This is a genomic window from Nautilia profundicola AmH, from assembly GCF_000021725.1.
Classification (GTDB): Bacteria; Campylobacterota; Campylobacteria; order Campylobacterales; family Nautiliaceae; genus Nautilia; species Nautilia profundicola.
Genome location: NC_012115.1, coordinates 160871 through 177182, shown reverse-complemented (window position 1 = coordinate 177182; position 16312 = coordinate 160871). Strand labels below are relative to the sequence as shown.

Here is a 16312-nt window from a genome sequence, read left to right as displayed (position 1 = left end):
CTACTCCTTTGGATAACAAAATTTATAGCCTCTTCGGCGAATGGTCTTAATTGTATCAATTTTAAAAACTTTGTCAACCTTTTGACGTATCTGATTTACAGCAACTTCTATAACATTCGGTGTTACGAGCTCCGGCTCCTCCCAAATGGCGTCTAAAAGCTGCTCTTTTGATATGACCTGATTCGGATATCTTGCCAAGTGAGTAAATACTTCAAAGGCTTTACCTTTTAAATACGTTTCTTTACCGTTATAAATGATTTTTTCTTCATCTTTGATGATAATTAAATCTTTAATCTTAATCTGAGACTCTTTACCGCTTCTTAGCGCAACATTGATTCTGGTTATTAATAAATCAAAATTGAGAGGCTTTCTTATAAAATCATCAGCTCCCATTTTTAGAACTTTTATTTCCGTTTCAACTGAATTATCATTTGATATTACGATAATTTTAATTAAAGGATAAATCTCCTTAGCGTAATCAATAAATTTAAATACTTCGCTAAGCCCAAAATCCGCATCAATTATTGCAAGATTATAATGTCTTACATCCAAAAAATACTTACCGTCTCTGACCGTATAAGCAGAATCGCTTTTATACCCTACTTCTTCAAGAGATTTGGTAATCAAATGATTTAAGGTTTCGTCCTTTTCAATTACAAGAAGTCTCACTCTCTCTCCTTTACATTCGTATTCGGCAAGCGGCCGAATACGACCCCAAACCTAATACTCGAAAAATTATATCAAAAATTAATATTTTCTTAAAATCTCCACTCCCACTAAAGCATTTCTTAAAATTTCAGGCTTTTGAATTTTGAGCATGAGGCTTTTCATCTGCGGATATTTAGCCGTTAATTCATACTCTATGGATTCTAAAGCATCTTCGATTAATAAAAACTTTTTTTCTTTCATTAAGTTTTCTATAAGGTTACATACATCTGCGTAATTAATAAATTCGTTTTTGTTTTCGTATTCTATCTCGGCGTTTACTATAACTTTTTGAGTTTTTTCCCTCTCTTCGGGAAGTATTCCGATTATAGCCTCAAACTCCAAATTTTCAATTAATATTTTATAATTATTCTCAATTCTCAATTCTCCATTCTCCATTATTATATTACTCTTTTCTCCTGTCCCGTTAGCAGTCTGTAGATGTTTTCTTTATGTTTATAAAGCACTATAAACCCAATAATTAAAAGCGGAGCGTGTGATTGAATCGAAAGATCAGGATATAAAACATACGTACTCAGTATCCCGACCACAATTGCCGTAAGTGAACTAAGCGATGATATCCTAACAGTTTTAGCCATAATAAACCAAACTACAATCGCCACAAGCACCGCTTTTGGAACAAGCACCAAAAGAACACCGGCAGTTGTCGCCACACCTTTTCCGCCTTCAAGTTTCAAATAAGGTGAAAAACAGTGCCCTATTACCGCAATTACGGCTATCGCCCACTGTGTAGCCTCGCATACCCCGAACGCTTTTGCCGCAAGTATTACAAGCGCACCTTTAAGCGCGTCAAGTAAAAGTGTAATAGCCGCCAGTTTTTTGGCTTTTGCAGGGTCTGTTTGTTTCAAAACCCTAAGCACATTCGTAGCGCCTATATTGCCGCTTCCCTGCTCTTTAATATTAATTCCAGCGAAATATTTTGCTATCAGGTAACCAAACGGGATTCCCCCGACAAGATAAGCTATTAAATACCATATTAACGGTGACATGTTTTTCCTTTTTTGTGAAATTATAATATAATTTTTATAAAGTAATCGCAGTTTATATATGCTCGAAAAGGACATAAATGATAAACGAAATAAAAAACCTTATAAAAAAACATAATATAACAATAGCCGCGCACTACTATGAAAAAGACGAAATATTCGAACTTGCAGATTTAACAGGCGACAGTCTGGAACTTGCCAAAAAAACAAGTTCACTTAAAAACCCGCTAATATTTTGCGGTGTAAAATTTATGGGTGAGAGCGCAAAAATACTAAATCCTGAAATTGACGTATATATGCCGCGCCTTGCGGACTGCTCTATGGCAAGAATGGCTGAGGAGATTAAAGTTCAAAACAACATAGATCTTTTAAAACAAAACAATATAGATTTTCTTCCTATCACATATATCAACTCAACCGCCAAAACAAAAGCCATAGTCGCCCAAAACGGCGGACTTACATGTACAAGCTCAAACGCACAGAAAATCATCGAATGGGCTCTGAAACAAAACAAAAAGATCTTTTTCCTGCCCGATAAAAACCTCGGAAGAAACATTGCAACCAAACTCGGCATAACATCAGCAATAATCGGTGAAGAAAACTGGCAAAACGCCACTATGATATGTTTTGACGGGCACTGCAGCGTTCATCAGCTCTTTATGCCAGAACACGTGGAATTTTACAAAGAGAGATTCCCTGATATCAAAATTGTTGTACACCCGGAATGTTCCCCTGAAGTGGTAAAACTCGCCGACTTTGCGGGAAGCACGTCTCAAATTTTGAATTATGTAAAAGAAAACCCGACAACCCCTATGGCTATCGGGACTGAATTTAATTTCGTAAACAGAATGAAAAACGAAATAAACCCGAATATTTACGTACTCAGCTCAACAAAACCGGAATGTCCTTCAATGAACGAAACGACTCTGGAAGAGCTGTATAAACTATTAAAAGCCATAGATGAAGGAAAAGATTACAATAAAATCGAAGTTGATCCCGAAATTGCTAAAAACGCAAAAATAGCACTTGAGAGAATGATGAAACTCTCTTAAATGGAGAATTGAGAATTGAAAATTGAGAATTTAAAAAATTACAAAATACGAAATTTTCTTTTTTTATTCCTTTCTTTTTTTCATCCTTTGTACCATAATAACAAGGAGAATTTATGCTCATGAAACATCAGATAATCGATTTTTTAAAAAACGCTCTAAACGAAGATATCGGAAGAGGCGATCTTGCAAGAAGACTGATTAACAAAAACGCAAAAGCCTTTATCAGGGCGAAAAGCAGCGGTGTCGTAGCTGGGATTGAGTATATTAAACACTTTTCGGACCTTGCGGATGTAAAATTTGACTTTAACTTCCAAGACGGCGATTTATATAAAGAAGGGGATATTATCCTTGAAATATACGGTAACGCAAAAGATCTGCTCTCAATCGAAAGAACCATGCTCAATATCCTGCAGCACGCAAGTGGAATAGCCAGCAACGCATATGAATTTGTAAAACTGACAGAAGGAAAACTTAAAATTCTCGATACAAGAAAAACAAGACCGGGACTTAGAATTTTTGAAAAATATGCGGCGTTTTGCGGAGGGGTTACCAATCACAGACTCGGACTTGACGACTGTCTGATGCTGAAAGATACGCACCTCGCACTTTTTAACTCAATCGAAGAAGCTGTAAAAATCGCAAGGGAAAACATCCCTTTCACCACAAAAATAGAAATAGAAGCTGAAACCGTACAAATGGCAAAAGACGCCATGAGAGCCGGTGCGGATATCGTAATGTGTGACAATATGAGCTTTGATGAAATCAAAGAGGTGGTGGAATTTAGAAACGAAAACTTTAAAGGAGTATTCCTTGAAGCCAGCGGCAACGTAACGCTTGAGAATATCAAAAACTACGTACAAACCGGAATTGACGCCGTAAGCAGCGGAGCTATAATCCATCAGGCCACTTTCAAAGATTTCTCAATGAAAATGAAATAAGGAGTTAAATATTTTAATAGAAGACAAAATTTTCGAATACGGACACTTTATAGGCATTAAACCCGCCAAAGAGATAATCGAATACATCAGACAAAAACACAACTACGAACTTCAGTATTGGGATTTTATCATCACATACGATGAAATGAACGAAAGGGATCTGGCATACTGCTATAACCCTTATAAAGGCATTGAGAGAATTGACAACATCCCTCAAACTTCCAAAATCAGAATCAAAAACGCCAAAGTTTTTGAGCCTCTCGATATTTACCAAAAATGCGCGGTTTACGCCATGAACGAAGCTCCCGCCACACTTATTACCGGTAGGTTCGGAAGCGGAAAAACCCTGCTTGCAACCGCTACGGCTTTGAGTCTTACCAAAAAGAAAATATTTATTACCAGACCGCCTATAGGAATCAGCAGCGATTATGACATAGGATTTCTTCCCGGAAGCAAAGACGAAAAAATGCTTGAATGGGCGGGAGGTTTCCTGAGTGCCCTTAATTACCTCTACAGAGACCTTAAAGGCCAAAGCTACGACAGCATAAAAAGCCAGCTTTTCTTTGAAAAATTTGAAATAATCCCTCTTAATATGATTCAGGGTGTTTCCATTTTGGAAGACGAAGTTTTAATAGTGGACGAATCGCAGCTTGTAACAAGGGAGTATATGAGTATGATTCTCTCACGTATGAGCGAAGGAAGTAAGCTGTTTTTGCTTGGGGATCTGCACCAGACATATTCAACCATAGACAAACAGGACAGCGGTCTTTTCAGACTCCAGCAGGTATTGCCTCACGTAGCGCTTGCATGGGTGGATCTTAAAAAGATCTACCGTAACAAACTGACTGAAATTGCTATAAAACTGTTAGAATAAATCATGTTTGATATTATTTTCTATATATTTTAAAAAAATAAACAATATAAAAGATACGGCAAACATAATCAAACTCAAATACATAGCCGTATCAATATCTCCGTTAAAAACTGCTGAAAAAATTTCAATTGAAATCGTATTGGTTTTAAATGGAATATTTCCTCCAAGCATCAAACTGATACCTACTTCTCCAAAAATTCTTGAAACACTTAAAATAAAAGAAACTATAAACACTTTTTTCATGCTCGGCATAATAATAAATACAAATGTTTTAAATTTACTTTTACCGGACATATAAGAAGCTTCTATTATGTTTTTAGGATACTGTCTTATTGAAGCTATAAGAGGCTTGATAAATAAAGACACGGAAGCTACAAATCCGGCTAATACCAACCCCCAAAATCCGAATATAATATGAATATTTATTTTGCTTAATATATTGCCAATGTATCCGTTGTCCCTAAAAAGCCAAAGAAGCAAAAACCCTGTAGCTATCGGAGGAAAAAGAAGGGGAAGGTCTATAAACATATAAACTGTTTTTTTGATATAACTGTTTTCTTCCATTAAATAGTATACCAGCATAGTACCAAATATGATCAGCAGTATCACATCGGCACAAAGTAGTTTTAATGTAAGAATTAATGAAAAAACAGCTTCTTTACTCATATGCCGTATCCTTGCAGATATCTTTCAATTTCAGGAGATGTTAAAAACTTTATAAAATCTTCGGCTCCACGGTTTTTATGCAATACACAAAAACCTATCACAATAGGATTGTAATATTCTTGAGGTATCTCCAGGGCGTAATATCTTTTTTTTAATAAAACTTCCTGTGTTTTATTTGCAACCGCACCGTCACATTGTGAGATTTTTAAATAATTTATACCCTGGGGCATTAAAGAAACAACAACCGTTTTAGGATGTAAATGTAAATTTTTAAATGCTTCTGCTGCTGCCTTTCCGTATGTTGTTCCTTTTGGATTAGGCAAAGCAAGTCTTTTTAGATTATTTATTTCATTAACAGATTTAAGCTTTTCTTTTGTAAGTATTACAAGTTTGCCGTATCCGAGTTTTACAAAGTTTTTAAATCCGTTTTTTTGCAGTTTTTCACGATCACCCAATATAACATCCAAATTATTCAGCTTTGCCTGAGCCATTAACACTCCCATAGGACCGTATAATGCTGTTACCTTTATATTATGTGTGGAATTATATTTATTGATCATTTTTACAAAGACGTCTTTGTATCCGCCCGGAATTCCCACATATATTTCACCGAACAGATACATAAAACATAACATTACCAGACTTAAAGCTTTCATATCGCCTCCTTCGTAATATATTTTTTTATATAACGGTGTGTTTTTTATATTTTTCTTATTAAAGGGTTGTAAGCTTTACTTGATACTACGACTTTATCGCCTATTTTTAATTCTTCCGCCTCTTTTTTGGAAATTACAACCTCAACAATCTGATTGGCAATTGAAATAATCGCAATATTTATCACATCAACCCCCACTATATCTATAATTTTGCCTTCAAAAGCGAATTTTGCGGATCCGCTTGTTTTTAACAACAGTTCTTTAGGCGAGGAGAATTTTTCCACTTTTCCGTTGTTTAACACAATCATTTTATTTGCAAGCCTGTATATTTCACTCGGGGAATGAGACACCATTATAGTGGTCAAATCGAATCTGGTATGAAATTCGGCTATGTCGTTTTGAAGTTTTTCACGCATTACCGGATCAAGTGCGGAAAAAGGCTCATCCATAAGCAAAATTTTAGGCTTTCTCATTAAAGCCCTGCAAAGCGCAACCCTTTGTTTCTGTCCTCCGCTTAATGTATTCGGATATCTAACTGCAAGTTCTTCAAGCCCTGCCATTTTCAAAAGTTCAAAGGCAAATTCTTTATCCTTTTTTACATACAAAAGATTTTCAATTACACTCATATTGGGAAACAGGGCAAAATCCTGAAAAACAAACCCCACTTCCCTTTTTTGCGGAGGAAGTTTTATTTTTTTATTCTGCCACACCTCACTTTCTACAGCAATCTCCCCTTCACACTCTTCAAGTCCGGCAATAATTCTGAGAAGAGTTGTTTTTCCGCTTCCGCTTGGACCTGAAATAGCCAAAAAATCATTTTTTTCAATTTCAAAATCACAAGCAAGCTCCATCTCTCCGCTGCTTCCGTGGAGCATTTTTTTTATGTTTATTTTAATCATAAAAACCTCTTTTTCTGTTTTTCGTTAAAAATATAAACAAACAAAAGCACGACAAAACTGATTGCAAGCATAATAAGACTGTAAATATGCGCGCTCTCGTAATCAAGAGTTTCAACATAATCATATATAGCTACACTTGCCACTTCAGTTTTACCCGGAATTGATCCTCCTACCATCAAAACCACACCGAATTCGCCGACCGTATGTGCAAAAGTAATAATTATCGCCGTCATAAGAGAGGTTTTCATATTCGGAAGTATTACTTTAAAGAGCGTGGCAAGTCTTCCTTTACCGCTTAAATAAGACGCTTCGATAATATTTTTGGGAATATTTTCAAAACCGTTTTGCAAAGGCTGTATCATAAAAGGAAAAGAATATATGCTGCTTGCCACAACCAGCCCTTCAAATGTAAAAACAAGCTTCATATTAAACATTTCTTCAAAAAACCTGCCTACAGGTGAACTTTGAGAAAGAAACACAAGCAGATAAAACCCGAGTACAGACGGAGGAAGAACGATAGGAAGAGCGCTTATCGCTTCTAAAACAGGCTTGAATTTAGATTTGGTTGAACTTAAAAACCATGCAAACGGTATTCCTATAATCAATAAAATCGATGTGGTAAAAAACGCCAGCTTAAAAGAAAGCAAAAAAGGAGTAAAATCTATATTCATTCAAAAACCTTTCCTATGGCCACATCGTTTGCTTTAAACATGACAAAAACATTTTTCTCAAAATTATCATATTCACTGAGCATAATACATTCTATTTCAAAACCTTCCACATCAACCGTTATACTTGAGAGTATTTCGCCTTTATTGATTTCAGAAATCTGACCTCTTAATGAATTCTCAAAAGAACATCTTTCCCCCGAAATACTGATCGCAGTCGGTTTTATCAGCAGTTCTGCTTTTTTCCCAGGCTTCAGGTCAATATTCATCTCAAGCATTAAAACATTTACAGTTTGAGAGCCTACTTTGCATTTTATTAAATTCAGCCTCTCAAGCGACTGTATATCTGTAATCTCACCGATAAATTTATTCACAAAAATCCTTTAAAATATATAACCGTATTTTTTAAACACTTCTTTAGCGTCGTCGGAAAAAATATAATTATAAAACTTAACCGTGTCTTTTTTGTTGTTAAGCATTATTATACCCTGATTTATAGGTTTATAAAGAGATTTGGGAACGTCTGCAAAATTTTTGTATTTTTTCATTTTAGGAGAAAAAAGTGAACTCTTTGCAACAATCCCTATATCTGCAGAATTAACAGTATACGGAATAACGGCACTTACAGTTTCGGCAAAAATAAGCCTATTTTTAACATTACCGTATATACCGGCATTCTTCATCGCTTCTACGGCTGCTCTTCCATAAGGCGCCGTTTTAGGATTTGCAATGGCTATAGATTTTGCATTTAACAAAGCTTTTTTGAAATTATCAAGTTTAATATTTTTTATGCTGAAAAGAGCTATTGCCCCTTTTGCATAAATTTTCGGTTTGCTTTTAGCAATTCCTTTTTTATATAAAAACTCGGGATATTTCATATTAGCGGACATAAATACGTCATATTCCGCACCGTGCATAATCTGTGCCGTAAGTTTACCGCTGCTTGCCAGAATAACATTTACCTTTACATCAGGATATTTTTGATTGAATTTTTTAATTATTTCCGGCATTGCATATGTTGTATTTGCAGCAGCAGCCACATAAATTTCAGAAGCATATGAAAACATAAATGAGATAAATATCAGTATCAATTTACGCATTATTTAACCTTTCGTTATATATTTTTAAATATAACGCTATTATAATACCTTTTTTTTTATTAGTCAATATTTTTAGTTATAATTTTCTTCCACTAACAATATAAGGGGGAAAGTATGAAAAAGGGGATTTTATTTATTATTTTTATTACACTTTTCACATTAACAGGATGTAGTAAAAAAGACTCACCTGAAACCGCTGCAAAAGAATTTATTTCGTCATTTATGACAGGAGATGTTGAATCTTTTAACAAATATGCAACTGACTCTACTAAAGGGATTTTTGTATTAGCTATGTCAATGAAATGTAATCAAGACAAATTACAAAACAATATGGCCGAATGCTTAAAAGAAGTGGGAAGCAATTTAAAGTCTGTTGAAGTAAAAAATGTAAAACAAATTAATGAGAATGAAGCAGTAGTAACATTAAAGGAAACATACGCAAATGGTAAAATAAGTCATGAAAATATTCCTGTTATAAAAACAAAAGACGGATGGAAAGTAAATATAAAAAAATAATTCTTCCATTTTTGTTCTTTTTGCTTCACGCAAATCCTACACTAAAAACAGGTGATATTATTTTAAGAAAAGAAAAAAATCTTCTTAGTGACATGTTCTCTCAAATAGACCCATGTGGATACTCACACGCAGGGATTATTGTAATAAAAGACAAGATCCCTTATGTTTTAAATATCGAATATGAAACTACAGGAAAAAACTTAAAACTTATTAAAATGAAAAATTTCCTATCTTCTACCTCAAAATACATTATATTAAGTCCTAATTTTAAACTTGATAATAAAAAACTTCAAAATATAATTAATTCTATACAAAAAGAAAATATAAAATTCGATATCGAATTATCGTTAAATAATAAAAAACTTTACTGTACTGAGCTTGTTGATTATATATATTATAAGTTAATCCATAAACATATTTATGCATATTTGTATGATTTTCGAAATAAAAAAATAATCACTGTAAAAAGCTTGTTAAAAAGTAAATATTTTTTTAAAATCAAATAATTTTGTTTTTCATTATTTCTACAATACTTCCGTCAACGTTATACATTGCTTCCGAAACTCTTGATAAATTCTGAATACTTTTTGTTATATCGTTTTCCAAAATACCGTCACTAAATACTGGTTTTCCTTCAAGAGCAAACATAGCTGCTTCATATCCGCTTTTTGCACCGAGCCTTACTTTTAAAGAACAAGCCATTTTTGCCCCGTCGCATATCACTCCGTTAATATCCTGTATCACATAAGATACGGCTTTTTTAGATACTTCTTTATTATTACTTTCCAAATAGGCAATACCTCCGGCCACCCCACATCCACTTGCAAACGCTGCACCACATATTGCTGAAAGTCTTCCTATAAATAATTTTATATAAATCGTAATAAGCATACTCAGTGCAACTGCTTTAAATATTTCATTTTCCTGAAAATTTTTTTCTTTTCCGTAAACCCAAACAGGTAAAATAGCACTAATTCCATGATTACCACTTCCCACCAGACTCATAGCCGGATAATTCACCCCTTCCATTCTCGCATCCGATGCACTAACTGTTATCGATACTATTTTTGAGAATATATCATCACCTTTATAACTTTTACCGATATTTAATCCGCAATCACTATTCAAGCCTATTTTAGAAAGTTCAAAATTTACATCAACCGCATTTTTTACAAAGTCGAAATCTTTTTCTTTTTCTATCAATCTATACAAAGTATCAAAACTGATCTTTTTTAGCCATTTCTCCGTATCTGATATATTATTATCTATATTTTTACTTTCAAAAGTTATTACTTTTTCAGAAGTTTTAATAGATGAAATATAATCGTGAAATTTCTTAGTGATAACCTCACAGCCTTCAGCTTCGCTTTTTATATATATTTCCCTACCTTCAACAATATCCAACTCAATCTTATTAATATATTTTTCTGCTTCTTCAATACATTTCTTATCTATATTTTCAAATACATTAAGCCCTTTTGTTTTATCCCCACATAAATAACCTAAAGCAAATGCAAGTTTTACACCGAATTTTTTACCCGTGTTAGGAATAGGCACATACATTGCGTTTTTCATCAGATTTGTATTAATAGTAAGTTGTATTTTTTTTGCATTTTTAACATACTCTTTCAAATATGCACCGTTTAATGCAATTGCAGCAGGTTCTGTACATCCAAGTGCCGGTTTAATTTGTGAAAGTATTACTTCTTTCGCGGTATACATAACAACGCCTTTTTTTGATTAATTATAAAGAAGTGTAGATTAATATGATAGAAAAAAATTGCTAAGAAAAAGGATTAAAGACCTTTTTCTTTTTTATATTCGATTACTGCAGCGTAAACTTCGTCTTTAATGTGTAATTTTTCTTTTTTAAGTTTTTCAAGTTCAAGCTCTTCCATATGTTCTCTTCCAGCTTCTACTTCATCAATTATTTTATTAAGTTCTTGATGTCTTTCTATTAATTTTGCTATATGCGGATTTTCCGCTGCAACTTTTTCCATTACCGGAATTAACTCTGGGCAACATTCTTTAAACATAACTTCTCCTTTTAATATTTTGTAACTATATTATATCACATCTTGTAGAGTCAACCTCTTCATCATCATCAAATTCTTCATAAAAATCATCATAATCTTCATCAAGTTCTTCTTGATTCTCTTTAGGTTTACACACTTCACAATCAACTACCTCATATCCTTCAACAGTTTGCAAGTATTCTTCTATTTCTTCATAAAAATTAAAAGGTATAAATTCCAGTTTAGTATTGATATTTAAATCTTCTTTTTTATCAAACACAACATCACATAAGTCCGAATGAATTTCAATATTTTTGTTTTCATTGTCAATAATTAGCATATATCCCATTTAAAGCCTTTTTATCAGAATTATATCATTTATCGAGGATGTAAGAAAAATGTTAAATTTTAACTATAAATTTTAATTATAACAGATATAATTTATCCTTATTTATGATACACTTCGCTTCAAAAAAAGGAGTAAATATGCAACAAATGATTTTACAAGAAAAATATCCTGTATTTGTTCTTGACATTGATAAAAACGAAACACATTATAAAACTTCTCAGGAGATTATTGAATTTTTTAAAGAAAAAATCAATGCACATCCTGTATGTACCTATATCGGTGAATTTGACCACTATGCACATACTGCATCTCTTGAAAACGGTGAAATCAACCCGGAAATAAAAGACTGCAAACTTGTACTTTTCTGCTTTGGTAACAAACTTCCAAACGGAAAAATTACCGCAGCAAGACCAAGAAGTATCAGTGTTACAGAATACAATGATAAATTCGAAATCGCATTTCTTGAAGCGCCAGCTCTTATAGCAAACGAAGTGATGGAAGGATGGGTTAAAGAACTTAAAAACAACCTTTAATCCCTCTTTCATTTTTAAGGTTTATAATATATAAACTTAAGAACTAAGAAGGAGGGAAAAAATGAAAAAATTTCTTCTTTTGGGAGTTGGTACATCATTTGCCCTTGCAGGAAATATACTTCCTCAAAATTTCGGTAACTGTATCCAAATTTCTTTTTTTAATAAATACAACGCTCCGATCTCTCTTAACGATTACATGCAGATAATTAAAAAATATTCATGCGATAATCAAATCATCTATATAGGTATAGAAAACAGAATTCCTGGTATTTTGAAACTTTCTGTGAATAACGATACAAAAAATTTTTTATTAAAACATTTTAAAATCCAAAACTATCCTGCAGCTGTATATATTGATAAACAATTGCAAAAAGGTGTAATTGCTATAAAACTTAAAGCTGACAAAACATTAAAAGTGCTTTTCTTTGGTACTGACTATAAACAGGTATTAAACTATATTGCAAATATTGATATCAAAACAATAGCTAAGGAGTTATAATAACCTTAACATCCGCTCCCTTGGCAAAATATGGAGCAGTTGTAACAATACTGTCAACTCCTGCTTTTGCATATTCTTCCACATTATTAATATTTATCCCACCGGCGCTAATGACTTTTATATTTTTTTCATGTGCAAGTTTTACAATTTCTTTAGTTGTTTCAATATCCAATTTATCAAGTTGAAGAACGTCTATACCTATTTCAATAAGTTTTTTTGAGTGATTCAGATCTTTCGCTTCAACAACCCATTTTTTTTCTATAGACTTACTTTTAAGCTTATCAAAATTTTTATAAAACTTATCCCATCCGCCATATAAACTTATATAATTTTCAAAAATAAGTATTGTCTCGGTTGTTGTAACTCTATGAGGTAATCCTCCTCCGTCTATTACAGCCTGAAGTGCTATTTTTTTAGTATACGGTATAACTTTTCTTGTTGTAAGAATTTCAATATCAGGATTATGTTTTCTGGCTTTAGCTGTCATTTCATAAACATATGTTGAAACGCTTAAAGCATATTCGTAAATATTCTGAGCAACTTTCCATAAAATAAGTACATTTTCACCTTCGGCTTCAAAAAGTTTATTTCCTGCTTCCACAAAACGCCCGTCTTTTTCTTTAAAAACCACTTTTAATTCCAATTTTTCAGCTAACTTTTCTATTAACGCATTTGCAGTAACAATACAATTTTTTCTGGATATAAATGTTATTTTTCCCTTCTCTTTAATATCCAATAACTGTTGTGTCAAATCAAACAAAGGCATGTCTTCGTTTATAAGTCTGTCAACTTCTTCATAAGTGTAATACATTTAACATCCTTTCGTTATATATAAAAACATATAACGCATTATAACACTTTTTTATTAAATCTAACAATGTTTTATCGGTTTGTTTTATATTGTTTTTTGTTAATACCTTTCACACTTTTATATTTTTGATTTCTAAAAGAAACCATATAAAGCAAAAACTGTATACTTTAGTGCCAGACACCCATTCTAATACAAAAAAAAGAAAAAACAAGGAATTAACCTTGTCTTTCTTTAATAATTTCATCAGCAATGTTGCTTGGCACTTCTTCGTAGTGATCGAATACCATAGAGTATGTTCCCCTACCCTGAGTCATACTTCTAAGGTCTGTTGAGTAACCGAACATTTCACTAAGTGGAACGAATGCGTTAATTTTTTTGATTCCGTGTACATCTTCCATAGAGTTAACCTGACCTCTTCTTCTGTTGATGTCACCGATAACGTCACCCATATACTCTTCTGGAACTTCGATTTCAACTTTCATAATAGGCTCAAGAATTACCGGGTTAGCTTTTTTAACACCTTCTTTAAATGCCATAGAACCTGCAAGTTTAAACGCCATCTCACTTGAGTCAACGTCATGGTAAGAACCGTCGAATAATTCAACTTTAAAGTCAACTACCGGGAATCCTGCAAGTACACCGCCTTGAGCAGCTTCTTGGATACCTTTGTCAACTGCTGGGATGTATTCTCTTGGAATTACCCCACCTTTAATTAAATCAACAAATTCATAACCTTTTCCAGGTTCTTGAGGGATTAGTCTGATGAATACGTGACCGTACTGACCTCTACCACCTGACTGTTTTGCGTATTTGTATTCTTGCTCAACTTGGTTTTTGAACGTTTCTCTGTATGCAACCTGAGGTTTACCAGTGTTACATTCAACTTTAAATTCTCTTTTAAGTCTGTCTACGATAATTTCAAGGTGTAATTCACCCATACCAGAAATAATAGTCTGTCCTGATTCTTCATCAGTTGTCACTCTGAAACTTGGATCCTCTTCTGCAAGTTTTTGAAGAGCGATTGCCATTTTTTCCTGGTCAGCTTTAGTTTTAGGCTCAACCGCTACGCTGATAACCGGATCTGGGAATTCCATTCTTTCAAGAATAATTGGTCTTTTTTCATCACAAAGAGTATCCCCTGTAAGTGTGTTTTTAAGACCAACGATTGCTCCGATTTCCCCACTGTAGAATTCGTTAACTTCTTCTCTTTTATTTGAGTGCATTCTAAGAAGTCTACCAACTCTTTCTTTTTTGTTTTTAGTTGCGTTTAGTACGTAACTACCTGAAGTAATAGTTCCTGAATAGAATCTTGTAAACGTAAGTTTACCAACGAATGGGTCAGTCATAATTTTGAATGCAAGACCTGCAAACGGCTCGTCGTCACTTGGATTTACGCTGATTTCTTCACCAGTTTTAGGATCGATACCTTTAATCCAGTCTACTTCATCAGGAGCCGGAAGATAATCGATTACCGCGTCAAGTAACGGCTGAACACCTTTGTTTTTGAATGCAGTACCGCAAAGCATTGGAACAATTTCAATAGCAATTGTTGCTTTTTTAATTGCAGATTTGATTTCTTCTTCAGTTAACTCTTCACCTGCAAAGTATTTTTCCATTAACGCTTCATCAGTTTCAACAACTGATTCAATCATTTTTTCTCTGTATTCTTCAGCTTTTTCTCTTAAATCTTCAGGAATTTCTTGCTCTTCATATTTACTTCCAAGAGCAGCTTCATCATCCCATACAAGTGCTTTCATTTTAACAAGGTCAATAACACCTTTGAAGTTGTCTTCTGCACCGATTGGAATTTGAATTGGAACTGCGTTAGCTTTTAATCTTTCTCTGATCTGTTTTTCAACATTGTAGAAATCCGCACCGATTCTGTCCATTTTGTTAACAAATGCGATTCTTGGAACTCTGTATTTGTTTGCCTGTCTCCAAACAGTTTCAGACTGAGGCTGAACACCACCAACCGCACAGAATACTGCAACGGCACCGTCAAGAACTCTCATACTTCTTTCAACTTCGATTGTAAAGTCAACGTGCCCCGGAGTATCGATAATGTTGATTTGGTGATCTTTCCAGAAACATGTAGTAGCTGCAGAAGTAATTGTAATACCTCTTTCTTTTTCCTGTTCCATCCAGTCCATTGTAGCTGCACCCTCGTGCACCTCACCGATTTTATGAGAAACACCTGTATAGTAAAGGATTCTCTCTGTAGTTGTAGTTTTACCTGCGTCGATATGCGCGGCGATACCAATGTTTCTTACCATATGTAAAGGGGTTTTTCTTGGCATATTATCTCCTTATTTGTGATTGTGTGTGAATTTTGAAAGGGGAAAAGAAGAAAAGAAAAATCATTTTTAACTTTTCACTTTTCATTTTTAATTTGTTTTTACCATCTATAGTGAGCGAACGCTTTGTTAGCTTCAGCCATTCTATGAGTGTCTTCTCTTTTCTTAAATGCCGCTCCTCTTTCGTTTGCAGCGTCAAAAAGTTCGTTAGCAAGTCTTTCTACCATTGTTCTTTCGTTTCTATTTCTTGCAGCGTCAACAATCCATCTGATTGATAGAGTCTGCTGTCTTTCAGGTCTAACTTCCATTGGAACCTGGTATGTAGCACCACCAACTCTTCTACTTCTAACTTCAAGTAAAGGTTTAACGTTTTCAATCGCTTTGAAGAAAAGATCTATTCCTTTTTCTTCACCTTTTTCACCAAGTTTTTCAATCGCACCGTATACGATTCTTTCCGCTAATGTTTTTTTACCGTCCCACATAACTTTGTTAATAAATTTTGTAACTACTTCGCTGTTATATACCGGATCCGGCATTACCGGTCTTTTTGGGGCTCTTCTTCTTCTCATAATATCTCCTTCTCTTCAGTTTTTTACCCTGCATTTCACAGGACTTACTCTACCTTTTGGCAGTGAGGAGCAACTTCGAGTGAAAAGTGTACAATGTACAGTGAAAATTTAACTTTTCATTTTTCACTGTTAACTTTTAACTTATATTGCTCCTACTATAA

At 33.8% G+C, this 16312-nt stretch carries 22 protein-coding genes; 7 read left to right on the top strand and 15 right to left on the bottom strand.

Annotated elements, in window-relative coordinates:
* The 3 genes from hsrA to plsY form a co-directional block, all read right to left on the bottom strand.
* Nucleotides 1–669 carry a homeostatic response regulator transcription factor HsrA gene (hsrA, locus tag NAMH_RS01010; protein ID WP_015902535.1) on the bottom strand — a complete coding sequence of 223 codons (669 nt, stop codon included), beginning with the start codon at nt 667–669 and terminating at the stop codon, nt 1–3.
* Between the two features lie 78 nt (nt 670–747).
* A complete protein-coding gene (locus tag NAMH_RS01005) occupies nt 748–1104 on the bottom strand; it encodes a dihydroneopterin aldolase (protein ID WP_012663687.1) in 357 nt (118 codons plus the stop codon).
* Between the two features lie 2 nt (nt 1105–1106).
* A complete protein-coding gene (plsY, locus tag NAMH_RS01000) occupies nt 1107–1715 on the bottom strand; it encodes a glycerol-3-phosphate 1-O-acyltransferase PlsY (protein ID WP_015902352.1) in 609 nt (202 codons plus the stop codon).
* 77 nt (nt 1716–1792) lie between these two features.
* Between plsY and nadA the strand changes: the two genes are divergently transcribed.
* The 3 genes from nadA to NAMH_RS00985 all read left to right on the top strand — a co-directional run bounded on the left by nadA (nt 1793) and on the right by NAMH_RS00985 (nt 4576).
* Nucleotides 1793–2764, top strand: coding sequence for a quinolinate synthase NadA (gene nadA, locus NAMH_RS00995; protein WP_012663624.1), 972 nt, complete (start codon nt 1793–1795; stop codon nt 2762–2764).
* A 119-nt stretch (nt 2765–2883) separates the two neighbouring features.
* The gene (gene nadC, locus NAMH_RS00990; protein ID WP_015902181.1) at nt 2884–3702 is read left to right on the top strand and encodes a carboxylating nicotinate-nucleotide diphosphorylase; all 819 of its coding nucleotides are present in this window, start codon (nt 2884–2886) and stop codon (nt 3700–3702) included.
* A gap of 145 nt (nt 3703–3847) precedes the next feature.
* Nucleotides 3848–4576: a PhoH family protein gene (locus NAMH_RS00985; protein ID WP_012663895.1), complete on the top strand. Its 729-nt coding sequence runs from the start codon at nt 3848–3850 to the stop codon at nt 4574–4576.
* Here NAMH_RS00985 and NAMH_RS00980 read toward each other — a convergent pair.
* The 6 genes from NAMH_RS00980 to modA are packed head-to-tail and all read right to left on the bottom strand — an operon-like array spanning nt 4568 to nt 8565.
* Nucleotides 4568–5242 (bottom strand): molybdate ABC transporter permease subunit, encoded by a 675-nt coding sequence (locus NAMH_RS00980; RefSeq protein ID WP_015902354.1) that lies wholly within the window; start codon nt 5240–5242, stop codon nt 4568–4570. The two genes, NAMH_RS00985 and NAMH_RS00980, sit on opposite strands and share 9 nt — an antisense overlap.
* Nucleotides 5239–5898, bottom strand: coding sequence for a molybdate ABC transporter substrate-binding protein (locus tag NAMH_RS00975; protein ID WP_015902064.1), 660 nt, complete (start codon nt 5896–5898; stop codon nt 5239–5241). Before NAMH_RS00975 ends, NAMH_RS00980 begins: the two co-directional genes overlap by 4 nt.
* Nucleotides 5899–5942: 44 nt before the next feature.
* On the bottom strand, nt 5943–6797 hold the full coding sequence (locus NAMH_RS00970; protein WP_012663515.1) for an ABC transporter ATP-binding protein: 855 nt from the start codon (nt 6795–6797) through the stop codon (nt 5943–5945).
* Nucleotides 6794–7468 (bottom strand): molybdate ABC transporter permease subunit, encoded by a 675-nt coding sequence (gene modB / locus NAMH_RS00965; RefSeq protein ID WP_015902129.1) that lies wholly within the window; start codon nt 7466–7468, stop codon nt 6794–6796. The genes NAMH_RS00970 and modB overlap by 4 nt, the downstream gene beginning before the upstream one ends.
* Complete coding sequence (locus NAMH_RS00960; RefSeq protein WP_015901863.1) at nt 7465–7839, bottom strand: hypothetical protein; 375 nt, start codon at nt 7837–7839, stop codon at nt 7465–7467. Before NAMH_RS00960 ends, modB begins: the two co-directional genes overlap by 4 nt.
* 9 nt (nt 7840–7848) lie before the next feature.
* Nucleotides 7849–8565 (bottom strand): molybdate ABC transporter substrate-binding protein, encoded by a 717-nt coding sequence (modA, locus tag NAMH_RS00955; RefSeq protein ID WP_015902756.1) that lies wholly within the window; start codon nt 8563–8565, stop codon nt 7849–7851.
* Nucleotides 8566–8679: 114 nt separating this feature from the next.
* Here modA and NAMH_RS00950 point away from each other — a divergent pair, with 114 nt between their 5' ends.
* Together NAMH_RS00950 and NAMH_RS00945 are read left to right on the top strand one after the other, a co-directional pair.
* Complete coding sequence (locus NAMH_RS00950) at nt 8680–9081, top strand: DUF4878 domain-containing protein (RefSeq protein ID WP_012663887.1); 402 nt, start codon at nt 8680–8682, stop codon at nt 9079–9081.
* Complete coding sequence (locus NAMH_RS00945; RefSeq protein WP_015902202.1) at nt 9057–9587, top strand: YiiX/YebB-like N1pC/P60 family cysteine hydrolase; 531 nt, start codon at nt 9057–9059, stop codon at nt 9585–9587. Before NAMH_RS00950 ends, NAMH_RS00945 begins: the two co-directional genes overlap by 25 nt.
* Here NAMH_RS00945 and NAMH_RS00940 read toward each other — a convergent pair.
* The 3 genes from NAMH_RS00940 to NAMH_RS00930 form a co-directional block, all read right to left on the bottom strand.
* Complete coding sequence (locus NAMH_RS00940) at nt 9580–10803, bottom strand: L-cysteine desulfidase family protein (RefSeq protein WP_015902566.1); 1224 nt, start codon at nt 10801–10803, stop codon at nt 9580–9582. The two genes, NAMH_RS00945 and NAMH_RS00940, sit on opposite strands and share 8 nt — an antisense overlap.
* Before the next feature lie 74 nt (nt 10804–10877).
* Nucleotides 10878–11117: an HP1242/YdcH family protein gene (locus tag NAMH_RS00935; RefSeq protein WP_012663787.1), complete on the bottom strand. Its 240-nt coding sequence runs from the start codon at nt 11115–11117 to the stop codon at nt 10878–10880.
* Nucleotides 11118–11142: 25 nt separating this feature from the next.
* The gene (locus NAMH_RS00930; protein ID WP_015902158.1) at nt 11143–11445 is read right to left on the bottom strand and encodes a hypothetical protein; all 303 of its coding nucleotides are present in this window, start codon (nt 11443–11445) and stop codon (nt 11143–11145) included.
* A gap of 137 nt (nt 11446–11582) precedes the next feature.
* Here NAMH_RS00930 and NAMH_RS00925 point away from each other — a divergent pair, with 137 nt between their 5' ends.
* Together NAMH_RS00925 and NAMH_RS00920 are read left to right on the top strand one after the other, a co-directional pair.
* Nucleotides 11583–11978 carry a DUF6858 family protein gene (locus NAMH_RS00925; protein ID WP_012663587.1) on the top strand — a complete coding sequence of 132 codons (396 nt, stop codon included), beginning with the start codon at nt 11583–11585 and terminating at the stop codon, nt 11976–11978.
* Nucleotides 11979–12039: 61 nt separating this feature from the next.
* Nucleotides 12040–12477, top strand: a complete 438-nt coding sequence (locus NAMH_RS00920; protein WP_015902457.1) for a hypothetical protein — start codon at nt 12040–12042, stop codon at nt 12475–12477.
* On the opposite strand, the gene modD is transcribed toward NAMH_RS00920, so the two are convergent.
* The 3 genes from modD to rpsG all read right to left on the bottom strand — a co-directional run bounded on the left by modD (nt 12464) and on the right by rpsG (nt 16151).
* Entirely contained in the window at nt 12464–13288 is an 825-nt protein-coding gene (gene modD, locus NAMH_RS00915; protein WP_012663852.1) for a ModD protein, read from the bottom strand. The two genes, NAMH_RS00920 and modD, sit on opposite strands and share 14 nt — an antisense overlap.
* 215 nt (nt 13289–13503) lie before the next feature.
* A complete protein-coding gene (gene fusA, locus NAMH_RS00910) occupies nt 13504–15585 on the bottom strand; it encodes an elongation factor G (RefSeq protein ID WP_015901835.1) in 2082 nt (693 codons plus the stop codon).
* A gap of 98 nt (nt 15586–15683) precedes the next feature.
* Nucleotides 15684–16151: a 30S ribosomal protein S7 gene (rpsG, locus tag NAMH_RS00905; protein ID WP_015902766.1), complete on the bottom strand. Its 468-nt coding sequence runs from the start codon at nt 16149–16151 to the stop codon at nt 15684–15686.
* Nucleotides 16152–16312 lie beyond the last annotated feature (161 nt).